Origin of the sequence: Aminobacterium sp. UBA4908, from assembly GCF_002398115.1 — a bacterium.
In the GTDB taxonomy this organism is placed as follows: Bacteria; Synergistota; Synergistia; order Synergistales; family Aminobacteriaceae; genus Aminobacterium; species Aminobacterium mobile.
The window spans coordinates 35,856-56,276 of sequence record NZ_DHCG01000003.1 but is presented as its reverse complement, the minus strand read 5'-3'; the positions used below and the strand labels follow the sequence as shown (position 1 = coordinate 56,276).

The following is a 20,421-nucleotide window of genomic DNA, read 5'->3' as shown; positions in this document are numbered from 1 at the left end:
TAAGGTAATTCATGCCCACCAAGACATCAAAAAGAAGATACAGACAATCGCCCCTAAACCATGAAGAATCAAAAATCTGGTTACAATCTGATCTTCACTCCACCCTGTAAGTTCAAAATGATGATGAAGAGGGCTCATTTTAAAAACTTTTCTCTTGAATTTATGAATAGCTATCAATTGTATAGAAACAGTCAGGATCTCAACACCAAAAATAAAGCCAAGAGGAATCACTGCCATTAAGAAGCCACTTAACGCACAGAGAGAGATAAGAACCCCTGCCAAAAAATGAGAACCGACATCCCCCATAAATACAGCCGCAGGATGAGAATTATACCAAAGAAAAGCCAGACACATTGCAAGGGTAACAATTCCTCCGCTCCGTACATACGTAGCAGCAGGAAGCCAGACAAGGAATGCCACAAGAGAGAGAATGACCGATCCCGCAGCTAAACCATCAAGCCCATCGGTCACATTAACGGCATTCAACATCCCGATAGCTATGAAGGCAAGAAGGGGAACACCAAGCCATAGAGATAATTCCATATTAGGCCATAAATAAATCCCTTTATACCATCCGACCCAAAAGGCCCACGGTAAGGCAAGAAGTATCTGGGCTACGAGTTTACCTAAGCTGGGGAGACCTTCGCTTGAGTGTTTTTTGTATTTAATCCAATCATCGATAAAACCGATAAGAGCAGCTCCCCAAGGGAGTATCCAGAAAACAAAAGACTCATGCCATGTTCCTGCATTGGATAATGGGAAAAGAAATAAGCACAAAAAAGATACCGCTAAAAACATGAGACCTCCCATAGAAGGAGTTTTGCTCTTCGTTAAAATATGGCTTTGAGGCCCATAATTTTTTTGCACCTGAGACATATCCATTTCGCATGATTTTCGAATCCATAACTTCTCTATTAATAAAGAGAGAAAAAATATAAAAAAGAAGAGGAAGAGTCTATTCATTCTTGTTCCCTCCCACTAGAGACGAGACCACAAGATCCAAACGATGGATATGAGATCCCTTCACGAGGAGAAGATCCCCTTTATGGAGTCTCGATAAAAGTCCTGCTCCTAAGGCTTTCAAATCAGCAATACATGCGACTCTTTTCCGTTCTTCATCAGATAGTTTCAGATACGGGTCTTTCCATTCCTCTCCTATGAGGAATAACACGTCTAAAGCAAGAGCTTTCTTGAGAACCTCCTCATGCAGCCGCGTGTCATCCTCTCCTAATTCCTTCATACTCCCTAGAACAGCTATTTTTCGCCCTGTCGCAGGAAGATCTAAAAGAGTAGTAAGGGAAGCATCCATAGAGGAAGGATTAGCATTGTATGAGTCGTCAATAAGTATAGCTTCGTTTTTCAATACCATAACGACACCCCGGCCAGGCAGAGCACTCATAGTCTCTAAACCATGAATAGCCTCTTCTAGAGAGAAATGCAACTCTGAACATAAGGCCAGAGCAAAGGCAATAGATAACGAAGCATGTGTTCCCCATAACCCCGTGTAAATCTCGTGAGCCCCTCCATCTGGAGTTGAAAGAACAGTTTTCAGACGAGGCAAGCCATCTATTATATGAAAATCAGCTTCTTTTATCCGATAGAGACCGTGGATATACCCCACCCCAACTTTTTCATACTCTCCAGGATGTTGAAGAATCTCTTGAGTTAACAATCTGTTATCTTCGTTAAAGAAAATAGTCTTTATATCTGACGATTGGAGGATTTCAAGTTTAGCAGCTATAACTCCCTCCAAAGATTTCAACCCTTCGAGGTGAGCAGAGCTTACCTCCGTTATGATAGCTCTTGTGGGGGGGAAGTACTGAACCATCTCTGCAATTTCTCCAGGTTTATTGGTTCCCATCTCCAAAATTAAGACTTCAGTTCCTGACGACATTCCTAAAATAGTGAGAGAACATCCTATGAGCGTATTAAAACTCCGTTCTGCTCCATACGCAAAAGGGAACCTCTCTAAACATTTTTTAATAATTTCCCTCGTCGTTGTTTTCCCGACACTCCCTGTAATAGCAACAACTTCTTGCGGAGCAACTGCCTTGAGATAGGCAGAAGCCATACGAGCCATGTCGGTCACGGAATCATTTACTTCTATATAGGCCCTACCATCAAAAGATATTCCTTTCGGCACGCGCCCCTTTTCAGCAATAATAAGGGTCGCCCCACGATGTAAAGCATCAATTATATAGTCATGCCCATCTTGGTTAGCTCCTCGAACAGCAACAAAGGCTGAACCAGGATAAACCTCTCGGCTATCAACACAAAAAAAGTCAGGAATTACTATGTCACTACCTGACCAAGTAGCACCTATAGAACCAGCTAAATCTGATATCTTCCATAGTTGCCATTTCATTTTATTGCCACCTCAATCCCTGCTTCATGCCCCATTCTTTAATGGTTTCTGAATCATTATATGGAATTCGTTTATCCTGAAGTAAAATATAATGTTCCGGCCCTTTCCCGCTTATTACCACCATATCTCCGGGATGAGCCATAGAGAGGGCTGTTCCGACAGCTTCTTGGCGATTCAAAATACGATAGTGCTCCAACAATGACGACGTAAAACCTTTTTCTATTTCTTCTGCTATCTGAGCAGGGTCTTCGCTACGTGGGTTATCCATAGTTACTACTACTACATCTGCATTTTCAGATGCCACTTGTCCCAAAAGAGGACGATTCCCGTGATAGCGCTCTCCCCCATGTCCAAAAACAGAGATAAGTCGACCTTTGCAGATTTCCCTCATCGCTGACAAAACGTTCTGAAGAGCATCTGGAGTATGTGCGTAATCTACTACGGCACAAACACCATTTTCAAAAAAATATTTCTCGACTCTGCCAGGAACCTGGGGCATAGTTTCCAAGCCTCTTTTTATAGTGGGCATATTTATTCCTACCCCATAAGCAAGAGCAATAACACCGAGAGCATTATAGACATTAAAACGCCCTGTAACAGGAATATCTAATTCTAAGGATTCCCCCGCCGGCAAGCGGACGTCCATCTGAAGACCTGAAAGTCCCATTCCCAGCCACGTAGGATAGACATCATGACCAGCACAAGAACATAATCCGTAAGACAAGCAACGATCCTTATATTCATATAAAAGCCTTTTCCCGTACTCATCATCGCCATTAATGGCTCCGCACCAATCATGACTGACGTATTTTTCAAAAATGCTTTTTTTAGCCATGAAGTAATGTTCCATATCTCCATGATAATCTAGATGCTCTGGAGTTAAATTAGTAAAAATCATGCCGCTAAAAAAACAACCGTTAAGTCGCCCTTGGACTGCTCCATGAGAAGATACTTCCATTGTGGCACTTTTACACTCATTCCTTACCATACGGGCAAGATATCGTTGAACATCACAACTTTCCGGAGTTGTACGGCTCGCTTCTTCCTCCACATCTCCATCAGAATAAACAATAGTACCCATAAGACCGCTTTTCTCACCTGAAGCTTGTAAAACACTTCGCATCATATAAGAAGAAGTACTTTTTCCATTTGTTCCGGTTACACCGTACATGGCTAAATGCTCAGACGGACAATCATATACAGTAGCTGCCGCATACCCCATGGCCCATCGAACATCTTTTACAATAATTTGAGGGACATTTATCTCTAAAGGGCGCTTGCATAACAAAGCAATGGCGCCTCGCTGGACTGCGTCTGCAGCGAAAAGATGGCCATCATGCCTTTCTCCTTGTATACAACAAAAAAGGGAGCCTGGATTACATTCTCTGCTATTGCTAAAAATACTCGTGATAGGCAAGCTCTCCTTTGAGGGGAAAACAATTTGTTCTATTTCTCCGTTCCCCTCTAATATCTTTATTATATTCTGCAGGTCAGACATTCCTCTCACTGCCTCTCTCTTGCCAATTTAAAAAATGTTTAATTGCGCCATATCTTCTACGACAGATCTAAAAACTGGCCCGGCTACACTTCCACCATAATACTGCCCTTTAGAGGGTTCGCCTACAACTATAAGCATAGCGTACTTAGGGGATTCATAAGGCCAAAAACCTATAAAAGATGCCACCCATCTTTTTTTAGCGTAAACACCTTTTTCCGCAACTTGGGCAGTTCCAGTTTTACCTGCTACAGTAGTTACCGGCGTATCCGCTAACCTGCCTGTTCCGCGCACTACTACATCCCTCATAACTTTTCGCAGCCATGTCGCAATGGAAGGGGTGACAACTGTACGTATAACTTCCTTTTTCCCTTCGTAAACTTTTTTCCCGTGGCTATCTATAACATCTGCCACTATATAGGGACGTAATAATTCTCCACCATTGATTATGGCATTCATAGCGGTTAAAAGCTGAAGAGGAGAAACTCCAATACCTTGCCCTATGGCGATATTAGCTGGGACAACGCCCCTCCACTGGTCTGGTGATGGCAACAACCCTGCCTCCACCCCGTTGAGTTCTATTCCAGGCACTACCCCCAAACCCCAATCTTTTAAACTGTTATACATATCAAAGGGGCGGATCCGAAGTCCTATTTGTGCCATCCCAACATTTGAAGATTTTACCACGATATCTCCTAAAGATAAGGACCCCCAATTACTATTACCTGACTCCGAAATAGATCCATCTGCAACTTTAATTCTGTGAGGTGTAGAGAGGACTTCCGAAGCATACGTTACTTTACGTTCCAATGCTATGGACACTATTACTGGCTTAAAGGTAGAGCCTGGTTCGTATACTCTGCTTACAGCATTATTAAAAACTTTATTTTTATTGAGCAAATCCATTCTATTATTAGGGTCAAAAGAAGGGGCACTAGCTAATCCCAATAGTTCCCCTGTAGAAGGATTCATACAGATAGCAGCTCCCCATCGAGCTTGATTTTTATCTATTGCCTCTTGGAGACGCTGTTCCAAAATATATTGGATACGCATATCCACTGTTAAGCGAATTCTGCCTTTATGTTCTATTTTTTCAAGGTCAGATAACGTTGTAGATACATCTATCGCACGCCCTGTAGCTTCTTTTATAAAAAAACGGATGCCTGGGGGAGAATATAATATCTGATCCCAAACTAGCTCTATTCCTGCAAGTCCGCGATCATCAATATCACAATATCCAATAGCATGTGCTAAAAGAGAGTTTTGTGGATAAAGACGTTTTTTTTCTTGTAGCCGATAGAGTCCGGGTAAATTTAGTGCCATGATGGCGTCAGCTTTTTCTTTACTTATTTTTCGAGCAATCCAATGAAAACGGCCAGCAAGTGGCTTTGATATTTTATCTACAACCTCAGAAGGAAGTAATCCTGACAACGATTTACCGTTAGAAGGGTTCCAAAAAGCTGGATCGACAAAAAAACTATATGCTGGCACGGACATAGCTAAAGGATTTTCATGAACATCGACAATAGATCCACGAGTGGTGCTAACAGGGACCTCACTCCAATATTGCCGCTGAGATTGCCGAATAACACGATCATCCGGCATACAATGCACAAAAAATAATCTGCTTAAAACTACAATAAAAGAGATAAATACCCACGGCCAAGGCCCTAACCAGAAATTTCGTTTCATTTTAGTTTCAATCTGCTCCAAAGTATAAAGTCAATTTATCCTAATCTTTTGCTGTGGCTGGAGAAGAGAAGAGTGAAAACAATAAGTTCCATCCATGACTCGAAGCTATAGAAGCGACCTCCATTTCTTCCTTTAAAGCGGGTATTCTCGCTACATGAACTACTCCGGTCTTTACATTAGCAACCATGCCTAGTTTCTTTTGGGAGTAGCCGTAAATAGCCTCTGGAGAAGTTAAAGAAGAAAGCACACGATGCATCTCTGTTTCCTGCATCTCATAACTTTCTATTTGCAAATTAATAGCATGAAGACGAGCCTCAAGTCGGTTAGAGTACAACCTTAATATGCCCAAACCAATAAAAGACACAACCATAGCTAAAATGAAAAAGATAAAATACGGGCTGACTTTTCGTGCCGATTCACAGGGATACTCACATGTTTGGGAATCATACACGGTGTGCACACCTCCCTTAAGAATCCTCTTCCATATCTACTTCTCTCATAAATGCCCGAAACTTAGCGCTTCTAGCCTTATAATTTTCTTCTATTTCCTTTTCTGTAGGAATGAGAGGATGGCGGGTTAAAATAATGCCTTTACCTTCGTTTTTCCAGTCTCTCATGGCGTACTTAACAATGCGGTCTTCTAAAGAATGGTAACTAACAACAATAATAACTCCTTTATCTGCTGCTTTTTCGATAGCAGCCTGCAACCCTTCTTCCAATTCAACAAGTTCATTATTTACAAAAATACGGAGGGCCTGAAATACTTTCCGAGCTGGATGTCCTCCCATTTTCCTTTGAACAGGTGCCGGGAGAGAGGCTCTAATGGCCTCTACAAGTTGCGCAGTAGTTGAGATTTGACCGTTTTCTTTTCTATATTTGACAATACCAGATGCTATCCGTCTCGAATATCGCTCCTCTCCGTATTTCCAAAAAATATCTGCCAAATCTTTTTCTGAAAAAGTATTTACTACGTCAGAAGCACGGAGCCCCTCAACTTCTTTAGAACTTTCCATGCGCATATCTAAAGGGCCATCTTGTTGGAAAGAAAAGCCTCGTTCCGGAAGGCTTAATTGCAGATTAGAAACTCCTAAATCAAAAACAACTCCATCAGGAGTTACTTTTTCTTTCTCTAACACAGAAACAAGTCTACTGAAGGGAGCAAGATAATAGTGAACTCTGTCTCCAAACGCAGCTAAACGGTCACGAGCCATAGAAAGAGCTTGCTCATCTCTATCCACACCAATAAGCAAAACATCCGGAAATTGTGTAAGGATACTTTCTGCATATCCTCCCAACCCCAATGTCGCGTCGACTATCACACGTGGGACCGGTATCTGCTTGAGATGCTCTACTACCTCATTAATCATAACTGGAATATGCTCTACCATTAGAATCCATCTATCCCTTCTGCTATCTCTGGCAGCTCATCAAGAACAGTTTTGCTATACTGTTCCCAAATACCTTTATCCCAAAGCTCTATATGATCGCTTATCCCCACAAAAAAAGCATCAGTCAGAAGTTCTGCATGATCCCTTAAAATCTGGGGGATAAGGATACGTCCGGCACTATCAATAGCCAATTCATGAGCACTAGCAAGCATAATTCGCATAAGCCCTCTGGTTTTGCTCTTTGAAAAAGGCAAACTTTGGAGTTTTTCCAAGACCTTTTGCCATTCCTCCATGGGATAGAGAGAAACACATCGATCTATACCTATAGTGGCAACAACACACTCCCCGAGCTCCTGCCTGAACTTGGCAGGAATAACCGTTCTTCCTTTAGCGTCGACTCGGTGTTCGTAAGTTCCCACTAACATGGGGAAACCTCCCACTTTATGACATTTTCTACCACTTTCTCCCACACTAGCACCTACACATAAAAACAAATAAGCCTGGAGGACTAAAAAATAAATAAAACAATAGTCCTCCAGGCTTATTTTTCATCAAACTATAATAAAGGAGCATTTTATAAGCCGGGTTCTGTGTAAGAGATGACCATTTATCTGGGAAATACCTTGCGGTACTCCTCAAGCGACCGTACCCAGGGGTCAGCGGGCCGCCTCTTTCCCCTCTATTCGGCCTTGCTCCGAGCGGGGTTTGCCTGGCATATCGGTTACCCGACACCCGGTGGGCTCTTACCCCACCTTTTCACCCTTACTTTCTACTGCGAGAAAGCGGTTTCTTTCTGTGGCACTTTCCTTTGGTTCGCACCAACTGGACGTTATCCAGCACTCTGCCCTATGGAGCCCGGACTTTCCTCTACACCCAAAGGTGCAGCGGCCATCTAAAATACTCCTTATATATTATTTTAACATTTTTTATTCTTTGAGAAAGAGCAAAATCCTATAAATATGGTATATATGTTTCATAAACTATGCGTAATAATCGGATTAGAACTTAATTGAGGTGAGAAAATGGACGAGCTAGAAAAAAACTATGATTCTCCTGCATACAACAACTTTAAGAAGAAGATACGAATTTTGACTGGGCTTGATCTAAATTCTTATAAAAATCAAATCCACCGTCGCGTACACATGTTAATGCAAAGATGGAACATAACCGATTATGATGCATATTTTGATTTAGTAAAAAAAGAAGAAAAAAAACTTCGAGAATTTCTCGATTATCTTACGATTAATGTATCGGAATTCTTTAGGAACCCCCCTCGATGGGATGATCTTCAAAACAAGGTTCTACCTGAATTAATTAAAACTCGGGGATCCAAAAGACTAAAGTTGTGGAGTGCTGGCAGCGCTACAGGAGAAGAACCCTATTCTCTTGCGATGTTGTCTATGGAAACAAAACTTCATTGCCCCCCTTATGTACTCGCCAGCGATATAGATGAAGGAGCAATTAAAATTGCACAGAAAGGAGAATATCACATACGGCAGCTAGCCAACCTTTCTCAAGAGTACGTTGATAAATACTTTTCAAAGATAAATGAGGAAATCTTCTCCATACAGGAAGGAGTCAAGAAACGAGTCAACTTTGAACAACTCAATTTAATAGACAACCCATTTGGACAAGATTTTGACCTCATCCTCTGTCGAAATGTCGTTATCTACTTTTCCACAGAGACTAAGAAAAATCTTTATTTAAAATTTTACAAAGCCCTCCGTCCTGGCGGTTTTCTTCTTGTGGGATCTACCGAACAGATTTTTGAACATAAGGCGCTAGGTTTTGAATCTGCCGGGCCATTTCTGTATAAAAAAACCCTTCCTTGATATCCTCTCTCTGTAGAAACCCCTATGCTCTCGTGGGAAATACCGGAGCAGAGCAAAAACATGACCTTTATTATATTCCTCTGATTTTTATAAAAAGACAAGGCCGGGAAAATTTAATTTCCCGGCCTTCTTGTTTTAATGTGAACGCACTATATCTTTAATTTTCATCAACCGGCTGAGAGTTGACCGCTCCTGTTCATCTAGCTTCATCGTAATATACCGAATAGTTTCGTTAAAGTTAGGTATCATTACGTGTTCCAAAGCGTTGACTCGACGTCTCGTTTTTTCAATTTCAGAAGCCATAAGCCGAATAGCCTTTTCTTTTGCTGCCAAAGCAATGAGCTTAGGAATTAACTTGGAGAATCGCTCTAAAGCGACGTCCAAACTCCCTTGAGACGTTGCAAGCCCATAGCTTAAAGCCTCTCCCTGCTGCTCTACAGTATATTCAGGTACAACAACGCTCATGACATTGCGTTCTTGTACTTTCAAATTACATCGTGTCCCTGAAATCATAAGAGCCTGCTCCAGCATTGCAGGTAACGTCTGAGCCCGGGCAAGAAGGAAACTATGGTAACAATCTCCCAATTCTACCTCAAGCTCCTCTCGCAATGCCTTCCCTTCGCGAGCACGTTCAAGAAAGGCCTTAATCAAGGCATCTTGCTTATCTTTAAGAAGCTTATGTCCACGTTTAGCTACAACGAGTCGTTTTTTTAGACGAGAAAGCTCCATCCGGTTGGGGTTGACGTTCAACCGTGGCATACTTCGTCACCCCCTACTTTACAACGGGAACTGCTTCTTCGTTTTTCCCCTCTTCTTGCAGCCTCGGTTTGAGATATTTCTCTATATATGCGTCACGAACACGTTTGAGCTCTTTCACTGGAATCATCGTCAAAAGATTCCAACCTAATTCGAGTGTTTCATCAACTTTGCGGTTCTCATACTCGCCTTGACGGACATATTTGTCTTCAAACTCATCTGCAAAACAGGCAAAGGCCTTATCTTCTTCAGTAAGGGCACCTTCTCCAAGAATAACTGCAAGCTCCTTAGCTTCTTTACCGCGAGCATAAGCAGCAAAAAGCTGGTTCATAAGGTCTGCATGATCTTCTCTGGTTTTCCCCTTACCGATACCTTTATCCTTAAGACGAGACAAAGAAGGCATAACGTCTACAGGCGGATAGATGCCCTTACGATGAAGGCCTCGACTCAAGATAATCTGCCCTTCTGTAATATATCCTGTCAAGTCAGGAATAGGGTGAGTCTTATCGTCTTCTGGCATAGTCAGAATAGGAATCTGAGTAATGGATCCCTTTTTCCCCTTCAGACGACCAGCTCTTTCATACATGGTGGCAAGGTCTGTATAGAGATAACCAGGATAACCTCGCCGTCCCGGAACCTCCTTACGGGCAGCAGAAATCTCTCGCAGTGCTTCGCAGTAGTTGGTTAAGTCTGTCAAAATAACCACTACATGCATATCCTGTTCAAATGCTAGGTACTCCGCAGCTGTCAATGCAAGTCGAGGTGTAGTAATCCGTTCAATAGCTGGGTCATCAGCTAAGTTAACGAACATTACAGTCCTCTGTATAGCGCCAGTTCTTCTGAAGTCTTCCATAAAGAACGAAGCTTCTTCAAAAGTGATACCCATGGCAGCAAAAACAACTGCAAAATCCTCATGCCCGCTAATAACGGTGGCCTGACGAGCTATCTGGGCAGCCATTCTGTTGTGAGGAAGACCACTTCCAGAGAATATAGGCAACTTTTGTCCACGAACCATTGGGTTCATGCCATCAATAGTAGAAATACCGGTCTGGATAAACTCAGAAGGATAGTCTCGAGAATAAGGATTCATCGGCATCCCATTGATATCCAGCTTTTTGTCAGGAAGGATAGGAGCTCCTCCATCAATAGGTTCTCCCCGTCCATTAAAAATACGCCCTAACAAATCCCGGCTAACTGGAAGCATCAAAACCTTCCCAAGGAATCGGAGTTTTGTATTCTGTATGTCGATTCCATCGGTTCCCTCAAAGACCTGGACAAGGGCCCTATCTGATGTTATCTCAAGAACACGTCCTCGCCGCAATTCTCCACTGGCAAGCTCAATCTCCACTAGTTCGTCATAACGAACATCCTTGGTTTTTTCCACAACCAGAAGTGGGCCAGATAACTCGGTGATGGTACTATACTCTTTAGGCAGCATCACTATCGCCCCCCACTGGTATTAATGCATTTATCTCTTTCTTCATTTGGTCTTCTAGCGCATCAAGCTGTTCAATCTCTTTTTCATCTACATAACGCATTCTAGCGATTTGCTCTCGTACAGGAAGATTGAATACCTTATTCATATCTGCGCCACGTTTCAACCCATCCATAGAGAGGTGATGGAATATTAAAATATTCTTCAACATTTTAAATTGCTTTCTCATAGAAGCATATGTGTCAATCTCATGGAAAGCATTTTGGTGCAAGAAATCTTCTCGAAGCGATTTAGCAGTCTCCAAGACCATTCGCTCCTCTTTGGAAAGAGCGTCTATTCCCACGAGACGAACAATCTCCCGCAGTTGGTCCTCTTCTTCAAGAAGAGACATTCCCTCTACGCGAAGAGAACTCCATTCATCGTCAAACTGAGAATCCCAGTATTTGTCCATAGTATCGGTGTATAGGGAGTAGCTCAACAACCAGTTAATCGCCGGGAAATGGCGCTGATAGGCCAAGCTAGCATCAAGTCCCCAAAATACTTTAGTCACACGGAGAGTGTTTTGGCTTACTGGTTCAGAAAGGTCTCCACCAGGAGGGGAAACTGCTCCTATAGCTGTTACAGATCCTTCTCTACCATCAGAACCAAGGCAAATAGCCCGTCCCGCTCTTTCATAGAAACTGGCTAACCGCGTTCCTAGGTACGCAGGGTACCCTTCTTCTCCTGGCATTTCTTCAAGTCGTCCTGACATTTCTCGAAGAGCCTCAGCCCAACGGCTTGTAGAATCTGCCATAAGAGCCACAGAGTATCCCATGTCTCTGTAGTACTCTGCAATTGCAATGGCAGTGTAGATACTCGCTTCTCGCGCAGCGACTGGCATATTAGACGTGTTTGCTATAAGAACCGTACGTTTCATCAACGGTTCCCCAGAACGTGGGTCTTCTAGCTCAGGAAACTCCAACAGAACGTCTGTCATTTCGTTGCCTCGCTCACCGCAACCTACGTACACTACGATATCGGCTTCCGCCCACTTTGCAAGCTGGTGCTGAATAACTGTTTTCCCTGAACCAAAAGGTCCTGGGACACATGCTGTTCCCCCTTTTGCTATAGGGAAGAAAGCATCTACAACTCGTTGTCCTGTAGTTAACGGAATAATAGGGGGCAAACGCCGAGCTACTGGTCTAGGTTTACGCACAGGCCAACGCTGGAACATAGAAACATTCACTTCGTCTCCTGTTTTCGTTTTTACAACGGCCACTGTTTCTTCTACTGCAAATTGCCCCTGTTTTATTTCAGAAACAGTTCCTCGTACTCCATAAGGAACCATTATCCGATGTTCCACTAAAACTGTTTCTTGAACTATACCCAGAACATCGCCAGGCTGAACAGTATCCCCAACTTTAACTCGTGGTGTAAACTCCCATTTTTTCTCTCTGTCTATAGAGGGAACTTCAATTCCACGAGAAATAAAGTGGCTCTTGGCAGCATCCTCTATTAGGTTCAAAGGACGCTGTACCCCATCATAAAACTGCTCTATGATTCCTGGACCTAACTCTACGCTCAGGGGTTCGCCAGTACTTACGACAGGTTCACCAGGCATAAGGCCAGAAGTTTCTTCATAGGCCTGAATTGAAGCTGTATCGCCTTTCAACTCAATAATTTCACCTACAAGACCTATATTCCCTACTCGTACCACGTCGTACATACTAGCACCATACATGCCCTTCGCGACAACGAGCGGTCCGGAGATTTTTTCAATGGTCCCTTTTATGACCTTTTCCGTGGCCACAATGTATCGCCTCCAGCATCAAATTCTATTTCACAGCAAAGATATCCATGCCGACAGCTCGTTCTACACTGTTACGAATGGATTTTAGTCCTGCCCCAGAACTTCCTTTGAGTCCAGGGATCGGTAAAACGCTTACAGCATATTCCTCGTTCACAGTCTCCACTGTGGACATAAATTTTTCGAAAAGATGCTCTTGAACAAAAATAACCGCGTACTTTTCTCGAGCTAGCTGCAAAAGAAGAGATTCAAAATGCCCACTCTCTTCTTCAGGCATAACATAAGGCTTCACCCCTACCGCCTGGAAAGGAAGTACTGTTTCATATTCGCCGATAGCAGCCATAGGCTGATTCCCTTCTTTAGCCACGACGCATCAACCTCCTCGCCAGATCTTTGTCCATGGCATTAGCAACAGAAACCAACGCAACTCGTACATTTTTCGCTTCCATTTCCTTATGCCATAAATAATTAAGGACATTTTCCGGAGCAAAAGCACTATATTTTGCTGTCTGAAGAATACTTGTTACGTAGTCATCTAAAATCTTTTCCATTTCCACAAGGAGTGCATTCATATCTGCCCCATCTTGTACGTGATAAAGAACTCTCCCTATATCTGCATAAGAAAGGACCCGAACCCAACTTTCTATAGGTTCCGACAACATAGAAAGCAGCTGCTCTACTGATACGAACCCCCCATCATGGAGATAGGACTGAACACTGACCGCATCTTTATCCATTCTTTTAAGGCGGAACATATTTCGTACATTTTCAGCGTCAACTTTTCCACGAACCCAACGTAGAGGAGCTTCATACTCCAAACTACGGGCTATCTTAAACATTTCGCGGAAAAGTACGTTGTCGAGGAGGCGCTCCACCTCAAGAATATCTCGGGTTTGATCCCATAAGGCAAAAGACTTTGGTAAAACAGCGTGAAGATCATAAGGCAACAACCTGTAGTCTTCCGTTTCTACTGCCATAATAAGATCATCTGTCGGGATATTGGCTAGCGCCGTTAACAGCTCGAAATGACGCTCTCCTCCCTCGCGCTGAAGAATCTGGCCTTTGAGAAGAACCTTTACATTATGAAAATCGTAAGGCAACCGACATATCTCTACCAAACCAGAGTCTGGAACAAATTTTTTTACCTCATTATAAATATAAAGAAGTTCCGACTCTATGGCCTTATCGAATTCTGTATTGGATTTCAGCTCCACTAACCATGAGGAATATACTGTCTCCCCCAAAACCTTCATGGCGCTTTCCAGATCTTCACAATCGATCAGTCTCTGCAGCACGCTATCATCGAGAAGGCGGCTTTCCATAGCTCGCAGGCGAGCAACCGTATAACCATACTGCTCTACTGTAGCCATGCTGCCCCACCCCCCTGTCTACTTCGAGAACAGCCGTTTCGCAACGTCTGCCTCGATCTCTTCTTTAATCCATGTAGTCAACATATCCCAAGAGCAGTTGGTATCAATATCGCCCTTCCGAAGGATAAAACCCCCGCTCATAGGAATTTGAACAGTCTCAAGGGTAAGAGATGTTTTATGTTTCTCATTATATTTTTTTAGCCACTCCCCATTAAGATATTTCTCCTTTGGAGAGACCAATATCTTTTCGTCTCCTGACTCCGAAGCCTGTTTTAAGAGCTTTTCACAAAAAGCAAGATATTTCTCTTCTGGAAAAGACGCTAAAATTCTCAACGACTCGCCAAAAGCTTCTGTAATAAGATCTTGTTTAGCTCCAAGCAAAATCTTCTTTACATCTAAGTTTGCAACAATTTCACGCCTATTGAAAACTTCTGGTTTTTCTGTACTAAAGCGATTAGCATAAAACGACTCTATTTTACTTGCTTCGCCTTCGGTAACAGTTTCTATCTCTTTTACTTTCAATCTCGCATCTTCCAGAATTTTCTCTGCCTCTTTTTGTGCATCAGCTTCAATTTTAACTTTTATATCTGCCAAAGACATAACCATTCACCTCAAATCGCGAATGGCTATATCTGAATGCCATTAAGCAAAATAATGCTTGTAAGAAGCCCAAGAACCGCGTAAGTTTCAACCATAGCTGGTAGAATAACAGCTTTACCAGTCTCTTCAGGCCTTTTAGCAATCATTTGAATACAAGCAGCACATGTTTTGCCTTGAGCTATTGCAGAAAAATAACCGGCAATGCCCACGGGAAGGCATGCAAAAAATATTCCAAGCCCTTGCCATACGTTTACAGCTACCGCTGCTCCTCCACCAAGCAACCCTACTTTCAAAATGGCAAAGAAAGCAATCAAAAGACCATAAATACCCTGAGTTCCCGGCAAAGCCTGAAGCAACAGTACAAGGCCAAATTTACCCGGATCCTCAGTCATAACACCAGCCCCAGCTTCTCCAGCAATGCCCACACCTATAGAAGATCCCGAGCCGGCAAAACCCGCAGCTATAGCCGCTCCTAAAATCGCTAACATCATTCCAAGAAGATCCATACTTTTAAACACTCCCCTCGTTCTGAGAACTTAATCCGTCAATTAAGCTTCTTTAGTTTCAGATATGGTAACGAAACTAGTGTTATACGTTAAAGGAGCAAAACTTTTGCCCCCACCGGAGTAAAACTTACTAAAAAACTCTACGTACTGGAGCCGCAACGAGTGCACAAAAGCTCCGAGTACGTTTACGGCAACGCTAAACAAATGTCCACCGAATATAAGGATTAACGCAAGTACCCAACCTATAAAGGGAATCCCCATTGCAAGACTTGCTAGCATATTGATAATGGAACCTATCGCGGCTGAGGCCAAACCAAGAGCTAGCAATCGGCTGTAACTCAACACGTCTCCTAAATAAGACGTTACGTTGTAAAGGCTCATTACACCAGAAATGGCCTTCTGTACAACTCCGCTTTTAGCCCTACCTTGAGTCAAAACCAAGACAAGAGCTCCTGCAGCAGCTGTAGCTTTTGAAGGCCCGCTTAAACTGGCTGGCAATTTTCCACTCACAGTCCCCCCTATGAGAAGCAATCCTAACAAGAATAGAATCCATCCGCCCTGATCTGCAAAAGCCCCCATATAGTCTTTTTTCCGAAGGCTGTCGTAAAATGCAACAAACAAGCCAAAGAAAATCTGGATCGTTCCTAAGCCCAAAGAGATAAAAAGAACTGTCATGGGATCATTCATAGGATCCAGAACAACCGGGATATTCTTAATCGGGCGAATAAACTTAAACACCCCAAAAACATCGATTAGATCGCCAAACCAGCTTCCAGTAAGAGCCCCAACAAATATTGTAGAAATTCCTGAAAGGATAAACAATGTAATAAAATTTTTAACTCCTTCAGGCATACGCTTGAATTTTTTCATGAAGAAAAGGAAAAAACCAAGCATGATTAAACCATAACCACCATCTCCCAGACACATACCGAAGAACACAAAAAAGAAAGGAGCAAGAAGAGGTGAAGGATCTAGTTCTCCATATTTCGGCAAACCATAGAGCTTCGTAAGGGTTTCGAAAGGCAATACCCATCCTTTGTTGACAAGAAGAGTGGGAGGCTCATCCTCTGGAGAGGGATCCGACACTGCTATCTCCATAACTGCACGATATTGTTTTAATTGCTCCTCTACTTTAGGAACAGCAACTTCGGGGATCCAAGATTTGATGATAACGGTCTTATCTGTGAATTCACTATTGGAGAGAACTTCGTATTTAGACTTGAGGATATTCCAATAATCGCTCAGCGCACGAGTGGTAGGCATCCATTTTGTTGCCTCAGAAGAAGCTTGCATTTCTATTTTTTCCTCTTCCTTTAGGAGGCTTTCTCGTCGCGTCTCGAGTCTTAGCAACTCTTCCCCAACGCTTTCAGTTAAAGTATCGGGGATTTCTATACGAGAAAATCCATATTTGCTACAGAGATCTAATGCCTCCTGTTCCTTATCTCTGCGACAGAAAAGGGCTACCCATGCTTCCTTCTCTTTTCCTTCATAGGAAGCGATAAAAAATTCGCCAGCATCACCTAAATTTTTCTCGATAGCCTGTTTCCAACCTGCTATTTGTTCCACGGGCAACATACCAACAAACCCTCCCACGAAACGAGTCCCACGAGAAACAAGCTCCAGTGAGTATGGAAGTTCTGTTATATGAGATAAAATAGCTTTTGTACTATCGATCTGGGTAATTTCTGAGCGTATTTCTATGAGCCGCCGCTCCAAGGTCCGTATGTGCTCAGCTAATTGAAGCAAATCCGTTTTTTCAGCAAGAGATGCAAGCTCCTCTACTGAAAAGTCTGGCCTTTCGCCAAGGGCTCTGGCCATAGGAGGAACGCTATCTTCATAGAAAGGTTCAAAAAAACGGAGAAGGAACCGTGTTTCGCTGAGCAAACTATCGATACGCTGTAGATGAGCAGTTGAATGACTATCAACCTCATCTACATCCTGTCGGGAAACTATCTCGCATGTCCCTGTTTTCTGCAAAATCGATAAAACATCTTCCACGACAGAGTTGTGAACGTAAAACTCAACTTTTTTAATACTAGCCACGGCCATATCTAGCCATCACCTCTTCCGCTATCCAGGTGGCTGTTTCTTTTACTCGCCCCTGATGGCTATCAGTAAAAGCGCGCGCGCTTTCCCTTCCTGCTTCAACTATTTTCGCCGCATTTGTCTCGGCCTCGCTTTCTACTTGAACAATATTGTCACGATACTTACGAAAAGCTTGTTGTTTTGTCTCTTTGATCCGTTGATCAGCCTCATTCTTAGCCTTACTGACGAGCCGAGCAGCTTCATTTTTTGCATCCTTAACCCGTTGCCTTGCTGCAGCCTCTGCCTGTTTGATTTCTTCGGCTAGGTTTGTCACCATGCCATCCACCCCCCTCCGACAACAAAACTACATATCTATTACAGCAGGCCGTTCAAAGCGCAAAACTGGAGTTATTGTAATACCCATAAAAATTTGTGTCAAACTTAACAAGTTAACCAAGTTTGTAAATAGTGTCGAATTAAAGTAACTAAAGTTAATAAACTAAGGTTTTTCTGGATTATTATTTGGGGGAAGTTGTTTGAAATAAAAAAATGGAGCGGACAACGGGATTCGAACCCGCGACCCTTAGCTTGGGAAGCTAATGCTCTACCAGCTGAGCTATGTCCGCGCCACCGATAGGACATTATAAACGTGGAACCTTCTTTTTGCAACAAGATCTACCACATTTCAAAAAGTCACAAGGTTATTGTTGTTTCTAGTAATACCTGCCTGCTCAAAGTTACAGTTTTTATCTTATATATTTAAGGTTGGCTTTCAATTTAGATGAATCTATTGCCATAAATTGGATTTAGCATAGAACCGTAGACACAAAAAATCCAATCTCATAAAATATTTTTATCAATTTCGCAAAAAACCCTAAGTTCAAATTTAGGCACTAATGCAACGTATTTTTTCATTCAGTTATGTTTTCACAAGCTAAAGGTTAACCCCCCAGCGCAAACTCCAGTAAGCCCCTTATCTCATCCGTGCGCCTTCCATCAGTTCATATGCCACAAACCTACCTGCTGGCAATTCTAAGTCTGTCACAATCCCGAACATTTCTGCCGACCGGTAGCCAAACGGATGATAAGTTGGGTGCCCCCACCAGAAGCACTGACTTAAAACCTAAAGGCTGTTTCTTCAATGAGCCGCCACCAATACCTTTTCTCTGGAAATCTGGCGCCACAACCACAGGGGCCAACACAAGAGTCTCGTGCTCTCGTACTTCTTGTCGAATTACCGCCCTAGTAAACAAGATATAACCAACGATCTCACCTGCTACCTCTGCCACCAAGGACAGCTCCGGCAAGAAGACGGAGCTGTCCTACAGTCATACCACAAGATTCTGCTTGTTGTGATTCGTATGTTCTGCATGGGCAAAGACCGCTCGCACTAATCCATATACCTCGTCATAATCGCCCTTTTGTCCCTGCCAGATCATCGAGTTCCTCATCAGTTACAACGTATTCAGCCGAAAGACACGGGCAAACTCGTTGCATCCTATCTTTACTACAATATAGATTGGTGGGATCTCGTCTAATAGCTTCGAATACTAAGCCTTTTTCATATCAATTCCATACAGTTCCTTCATAATTCCAGCAGCATCCTTGTTGATTTGCAACTTTGTTTCTGTGCCAACGGAATAGCGTTCAAAAGCATCTGCGGCTAAGCATTTCTGCAATTTGACTTCTTCATGAATAACGAACATAGATAAAACCCACTTTTAGTTTACTTTTGCTCATTGGGCGCCTCCTAGTCCTGTTTTCCCACTTCAAACCAACCCCTTGTATTGTTCGCTATTCTCATAAGAGTTAACATAATCGGCACTTCCACAAGCATACCAACAACAGTAGTTACTGTAGCTCCTGATTGCAAAACAAATAATGAAATAGCAACTGCAACCGCAAGTTCAAAGAAGTTTGATGCACCAATCATTCCAGCAGGCGCCGCCACATCGTGGGGAAGTTTCCATAGCTTTGACCATATATAAGCTATAAAGAAAATAAGGAAGGTCTGAATAACTAAAGGTATGGTTATTAGAACAATGTTTATTGGATTACCAATTATTGTTTGCCCTTGGAAAGGAGAAATAATTATTAGTGTTAACAAAAACCCAATAATTGTTATATTGTTAAATTTAGGCATAAATGTATTCTCAAAATACTCTAGGCTTCGGTTCTTTGTTATTATTACCCTAGAAATACATCCAGCCGCAAGCGGTATTACAACAAATAATACTACTGATAAGAATAATGTCATCCAAGGTACAGATATATCGCTAATTCCTAAAGAAAGTGCAACTATAGGTCCAAACCCAATTAATATAATAAGGTCATTTGTAGCTACTTGCACCAAAGTATATGCAAGATTTCCTTTAGTAAGATGGCTCCAAACAAAAACCATAGCCATACATGGAGCTGCTCCAAGTAAAACAGCACCTGCCAGATAAGCCCTTGCAAGTTCAGGAGGAATAAGCCCTTTGAAAACAACACAAAAGGAGAATGCTGCAATTCCATACATCGTAAATGGTTTGATCAGCCAATTTGTAACCCCGGTTATAATCAATCCTTTTGGATTCTGCCCATCTGTCTTATACTATTAAAGTCAACTTTTAGCATCATGGGATAAATCATAATCCATATAAGTATTGCAACCGGGATAGAAACTCTTGCATACTCAAATTTACTAAGGAGTTCTGGAACTCCCGGTAAATAAATACCTACTAAAACACCTACTGCCATACAAATAAAAACCTAAACAGGAAGGTGTTTCTCAAAAAAACAATACCAGACAACTTCTCTTTTCCCATTATAACTACCCCCTAACTTTTCGAAGTATTTTTACTGCCTCATCAACTTTAAGTACCTTCCCGTAAGAAACCACCTTACCATCGACCACAAGAGCAGGGGTAGTCATCACTCCATAGGCTGCAATCTGCAAAAAATCAGTTACATGATCAATAGTAGTATCCATTCCAAGTTGTTCCAAGGCTGCTTTTGTTACCGTTTCAAGTTGATCACACTTGGCACATCCACTTCCCAATACTTTTACTCCAGCACCTTTAGATTTAGCGGCCTCTGCTTTTGCCATGCTTTCTGCGTCACAATTTCCGCTGCAGCAACAAGATGTAGTTCCCTCTTTTTTATTTTTCTTACCAAACAATCCCATAACAA

Annotated in this window: 20 protein-coding genes, 1 tRNA gene, 1 other RNA gene and 1 pseudogene; 1 reads left to right on the top strand and 22 read right to left on the bottom strand. The window is 42.5% G+C overall.

Annotated elements, in window-relative coordinates; all coding sequences use genetic code 11:
* Positions 1–9 precede the first annotated feature (9 nt).
* The 8 genes from mraY to rnpB all read right to left on the bottom strand — a co-directional run bounded on the left by mraY (position 10) and on the right by rnpB (position 7,844).
* Entirely contained in the window at positions 10–963 is a 954-nt protein-coding gene (gene mraY / locus B4J50_RS04300; RefSeq protein WP_286846588.1) for a phospho-N-acetylmuramoyl-pentapeptide-transferase, read from the bottom strand.
* A complete protein-coding gene (locus tag B4J50_RS04295) occupies positions 956–2,365 on the bottom strand; it encodes a UDP-N-acetylmuramoyl-tripeptide--D-alanyl-D-alanine ligase (protein WP_286846590.1) in 1,410 nt (469 codons plus the stop codon). The genes mraY and B4J50_RS04295 overlap by 8 nt, the downstream gene beginning before the upstream one ends.
* 1 nt (position 2,366) lies before the next feature.
* Entirely contained in the window at positions 2,367–3,863 is a 1,497-nt protein-coding gene (locus B4J50_RS04290) for a UDP-N-acetylmuramoyl-L-alanyl-D-glutamate--2,6-diaminopimelate ligase (RefSeq protein ID WP_286846592.1), read from the bottom strand.
* A 27-nt stretch (positions 3,864–3,890) separates the two neighbouring features.
* The gene (locus tag B4J50_RS04285; RefSeq protein ID WP_286846594.1) at positions 3,891–5,552 is read right to left on the bottom strand and encodes a peptidoglycan D,D-transpeptidase FtsI family protein; all 1,662 of its coding nucleotides are present in this window, start codon (positions 5,550–5,552) and stop codon (positions 3,891–3,893) included.
* A 40-nt stretch (positions 5,553–5,592) separates the two neighbouring features.
* Positions 5,593–6,003: a hypothetical protein gene (locus B4J50_RS04280; RefSeq protein WP_286846597.1), complete on the bottom strand. Its 411-nt coding sequence runs from the start codon at positions 6,001–6,003 to the stop codon at positions 5,593–5,595.
* Positions 6,004–6,019: 16 nt separating this feature from the next.
* Complete coding sequence (gene rsmH, locus B4J50_RS04275) at positions 6,020–6,940, bottom strand: 16S rRNA (cytosine(1402)-N(4))-methyltransferase RsmH (RefSeq protein ID WP_286846599.1); 921 nt, start codon at positions 6,938–6,940, stop codon at positions 6,020–6,022.
* Entirely contained in the window at positions 6,940–7,365 is a 426-nt protein-coding gene (gene mraZ / locus B4J50_RS04270; protein WP_024822365.1) for a division/cell wall cluster transcriptional repressor MraZ, read from the bottom strand. The genes rsmH and mraZ overlap by 1 nt, the downstream gene beginning before the upstream one ends.
* A gap of 137 nt (positions 7,366–7,502) precedes the next feature.
* Positions 7,503–7,844: RNase P RNA component class A (gene rnpB, locus B4J50_RS04265), an RNA gene on the bottom strand.
* Between the two features lie 118 nt (positions 7,845–7,962).
* On the opposite strand from rnpB, the gene B4J50_RS04260 reads away from it, so the two are divergent.
* Positions 7,963–8,772 (top strand): CheR family methyltransferase, encoded by an 810-nt coding sequence (locus B4J50_RS04260; protein WP_286846621.1) that lies wholly within the window; start codon positions 7,963–7,965, stop codon positions 8,770–8,772.
* Between the two features lie 135 nt (positions 8,773–8,907).
* Here B4J50_RS04260 and B4J50_RS04255 read toward each other — a convergent pair whose 3' ends face one another.
* The 14 genes and pseudogenes from B4J50_RS04255 to B4J50_RS04185 form a co-directional block, all read right to left on the bottom strand.
* Positions 8,908–9,531, bottom strand: a complete 624-nt coding sequence (locus tag B4J50_RS04255; protein ID WP_024822367.1) for a V-type ATP synthase subunit D — start codon at positions 9,529–9,531, stop codon at positions 8,908–8,910.
* A gap of 13 nt (positions 9,532–9,544) precedes the next feature.
* Complete coding sequence (locus B4J50_RS04250; RefSeq protein WP_024822368.1) at positions 9,545–10,966, bottom strand: V-type ATP synthase subunit B; 1,422 nt, start codon at positions 10,964–10,966, stop codon at positions 9,545–9,547.
* Complete coding sequence (locus tag B4J50_RS04245; protein ID WP_286846625.1) at positions 10,956–12,752, bottom strand: V-type ATP synthase subunit A; 1,797 nt, start codon at positions 12,750–12,752, stop codon at positions 10,956–10,958. Before B4J50_RS04245 ends, B4J50_RS04250 begins: the two co-directional genes overlap by 11 nt.
* 25 nt (positions 12,753–12,777) lie before the next feature.
* On the bottom strand, positions 12,778–13,116 hold the full coding sequence (locus B4J50_RS04240; protein WP_286846629.1) for a V-type ATP synthase subunit F: 339 nt from the start codon (positions 13,114–13,116) through the stop codon (positions 12,778–12,780).
* The gene (locus tag B4J50_RS04235; protein ID WP_286846631.1) at positions 13,109–14,119 is read right to left on the bottom strand and encodes a V-type ATPase subunit; all 1,011 of its coding nucleotides are present in this window, start codon (positions 14,117–14,119) and stop codon (positions 13,109–13,111) included. The genes B4J50_RS04240 and B4J50_RS04235 overlap by 8 nt, the downstream gene beginning before the upstream one ends.
* Positions 14,120–14,137: 18 nt before the next feature.
* Positions 14,138–14,719 carry a V-type ATP synthase subunit E gene (locus tag B4J50_RS04230; RefSeq protein ID WP_286846635.1) on the bottom strand — a complete coding sequence of 194 codons (582 nt, stop codon included), beginning with the start codon at positions 14,717–14,719 and terminating at the stop codon, positions 14,138–14,140.
* A 26-nt stretch (positions 14,720–14,745) separates the two neighbouring features.
* Positions 14,746–15,225 (bottom strand): V-type ATP synthase subunit K, encoded by a 480-nt coding sequence (locus B4J50_RS04225; RefSeq protein WP_024822373.1) that lies wholly within the window; start codon positions 15,223–15,225, stop codon positions 14,746–14,748.
* Positions 15,226–15,267: 42 nt separating this feature from the next.
* Positions 15,268–17,274, bottom strand: a complete 2,007-nt coding sequence (locus tag B4J50_RS04220; protein WP_286846638.1) for a V-type ATP synthase subunit I — start codon at positions 17,272–17,274, stop codon at positions 15,268–15,270.
* Complete coding sequence (locus B4J50_RS04215; protein WP_024822375.1) at positions 17,261–17,587, bottom strand: cell envelope integrity/translocation protein TolA; 327 nt, start codon at positions 17,585–17,587, stop codon at positions 17,261–17,263. Before B4J50_RS04215 ends, B4J50_RS04220 begins: the two co-directional genes overlap by 14 nt.
* Before the next feature lie 213 nt (positions 17,588–17,800).
* Positions 17,801–17,876 (bottom strand) — tRNA-Gly (locus B4J50_RS04210).
* A gap of 390 nt (positions 17,877–18,266) precedes the next feature.
* The gene (locus B4J50_RS04205; RefSeq protein WP_286846641.1) at positions 18,267–18,557 is read right to left on the bottom strand and encodes a GNAT family N-acetyltransferase; all 291 of its coding nucleotides are present in this window, start codon (positions 18,555–18,557) and stop codon (positions 18,267–18,269) included.
* A 243-nt stretch (positions 18,558–18,800) separates the two neighbouring features.
* Positions 18,801–18,956 carry a hypothetical protein gene (locus B4J50_RS04200; RefSeq protein WP_286846643.1) on the bottom strand — a complete coding sequence of 52 codons (156 nt, stop codon included), beginning with the start codon at positions 18,954–18,956 and terminating at the stop codon, positions 18,801–18,803.
* 44 nt (positions 18,957–19,000) lie between these two features.
* A pseudogene (gene arsB / locus B4J50_RS04195) lies at positions 19,001–20,057 on the bottom strand (ACR3 family arsenite efflux transporter).
* Positions 20,058–20,062: 5 nt separating this feature from the next.
* Positions 20,063–20,416: a thioredoxin family protein gene (locus tag B4J50_RS04185; RefSeq protein ID WP_286846652.1), complete on the bottom strand. Its 354-nt coding sequence runs from the start codon at positions 20,414–20,416 to the stop codon at positions 20,063–20,065.
* Between the last annotated feature and the right edge of the window lie 5 nt (positions 20,417–20,421).

Excerpts from the sequence above, each read along its gene's own strand:
- B4J50_RS04290 (WP_286846592.1), bottom strand. The coding sequence starts at position 3,863 with ATGTCTGACCTGCAGAATATAATAAAGATATTAGAGGGGAACGGAGAA.
- B4J50_RS04200 (WP_286846643.1), bottom strand. The coding sequence starts at position 18,956 with ATGTTCGTTATTCATGAAGAAGTCAAATTGCAGAAATGCTTAGCCGCA.
- mraY (WP_286846588.1), bottom strand. The coding sequence starts at position 963 with ATGAATAGACTCTTCCTCTTCTTTTTTATATTTTTTCTCTCTTTATTA.
- B4J50_RS04225 (WP_024822373.1), bottom strand. The coding sequence starts at position 15,225 with ATGGATCTTCTTGGAATGATGTTAGCGATTTTAGGAGCGGCTATAGCT.
- rsmH (WP_286846599.1), bottom strand. The coding sequence starts at position 6,940 with ATGGTAGAGCATATTCCAGTTATGATTAATGAGGTAGTAGAGCATCTC.
- B4J50_RS04250 (WP_024822368.1), bottom strand. The coding sequence starts at position 10,966 with ATGCTGCCTAAAGAGTATAGTACCATCACCGAGTTATCTGGCCCACTT.
- B4J50_RS04230 (WP_286846635.1), bottom strand. The coding sequence starts at position 14,719 with ATGTCTTTGGCAGATATAAAAGTTAAAATTGAAGCTGATGCACAAAAA.
- B4J50_RS04215 (WP_024822375.1), bottom strand. The coding sequence starts at position 17,587 with ATGGTGACAAACCTAGCCGAAGAAATCAAACAGGCAGAGGCTGCAGCA.
- B4J50_RS04295 (WP_286846590.1), bottom strand. The coding sequence starts at position 2,365 with ATGAAATGGCAACTATGGAAGATATCAGATTTAGCTGGTTCTATAGGT.
- B4J50_RS04185 (WP_286846652.1), bottom strand. The coding sequence starts at position 20,416 with ATGGGATTGTTTGGTAAGAAAAATAAAAAAGAGGGAACTACATCTTGT.
- mraZ (WP_024822365.1), bottom strand. The coding sequence starts at position 7,365 with ATGTTAGTGGGAACTTACGAACACCGAGTCGACGCTAAAGGAAGAACG.
- B4J50_RS04255 (WP_024822367.1), bottom strand. The coding sequence starts at position 9,531 with ATGCCACGGTTGAACGTCAACCCCAACCGGATGGAGCTTTCTCGTCTA.
- B4J50_RS04285 (WP_286846594.1), bottom strand. The coding sequence starts at position 5,552 with ATGAAACGAAATTTCTGGTTAGGGCCTTGGCCGTGGGTATTTATCTCT.
- B4J50_RS04235 (WP_286846631.1), bottom strand. The coding sequence starts at position 14,119 with ATGGCTACAGTAGAGCAGTATGGTTATACGGTTGCTCGCCTGCGAGCT.
- B4J50_RS04260 (WP_286846621.1), top strand. The coding sequence starts at position 7,963 with ATGGACGAGCTAGAAAAAAACTATGATTCTCCTGCATACAACAACTTT.
- B4J50_RS04220 (WP_286846638.1), bottom strand. The coding sequence starts at position 17,274 with ATGGCCGTGGCTAGTATTAAAAAAGTTGAGTTTTACGTTCACAACTCT.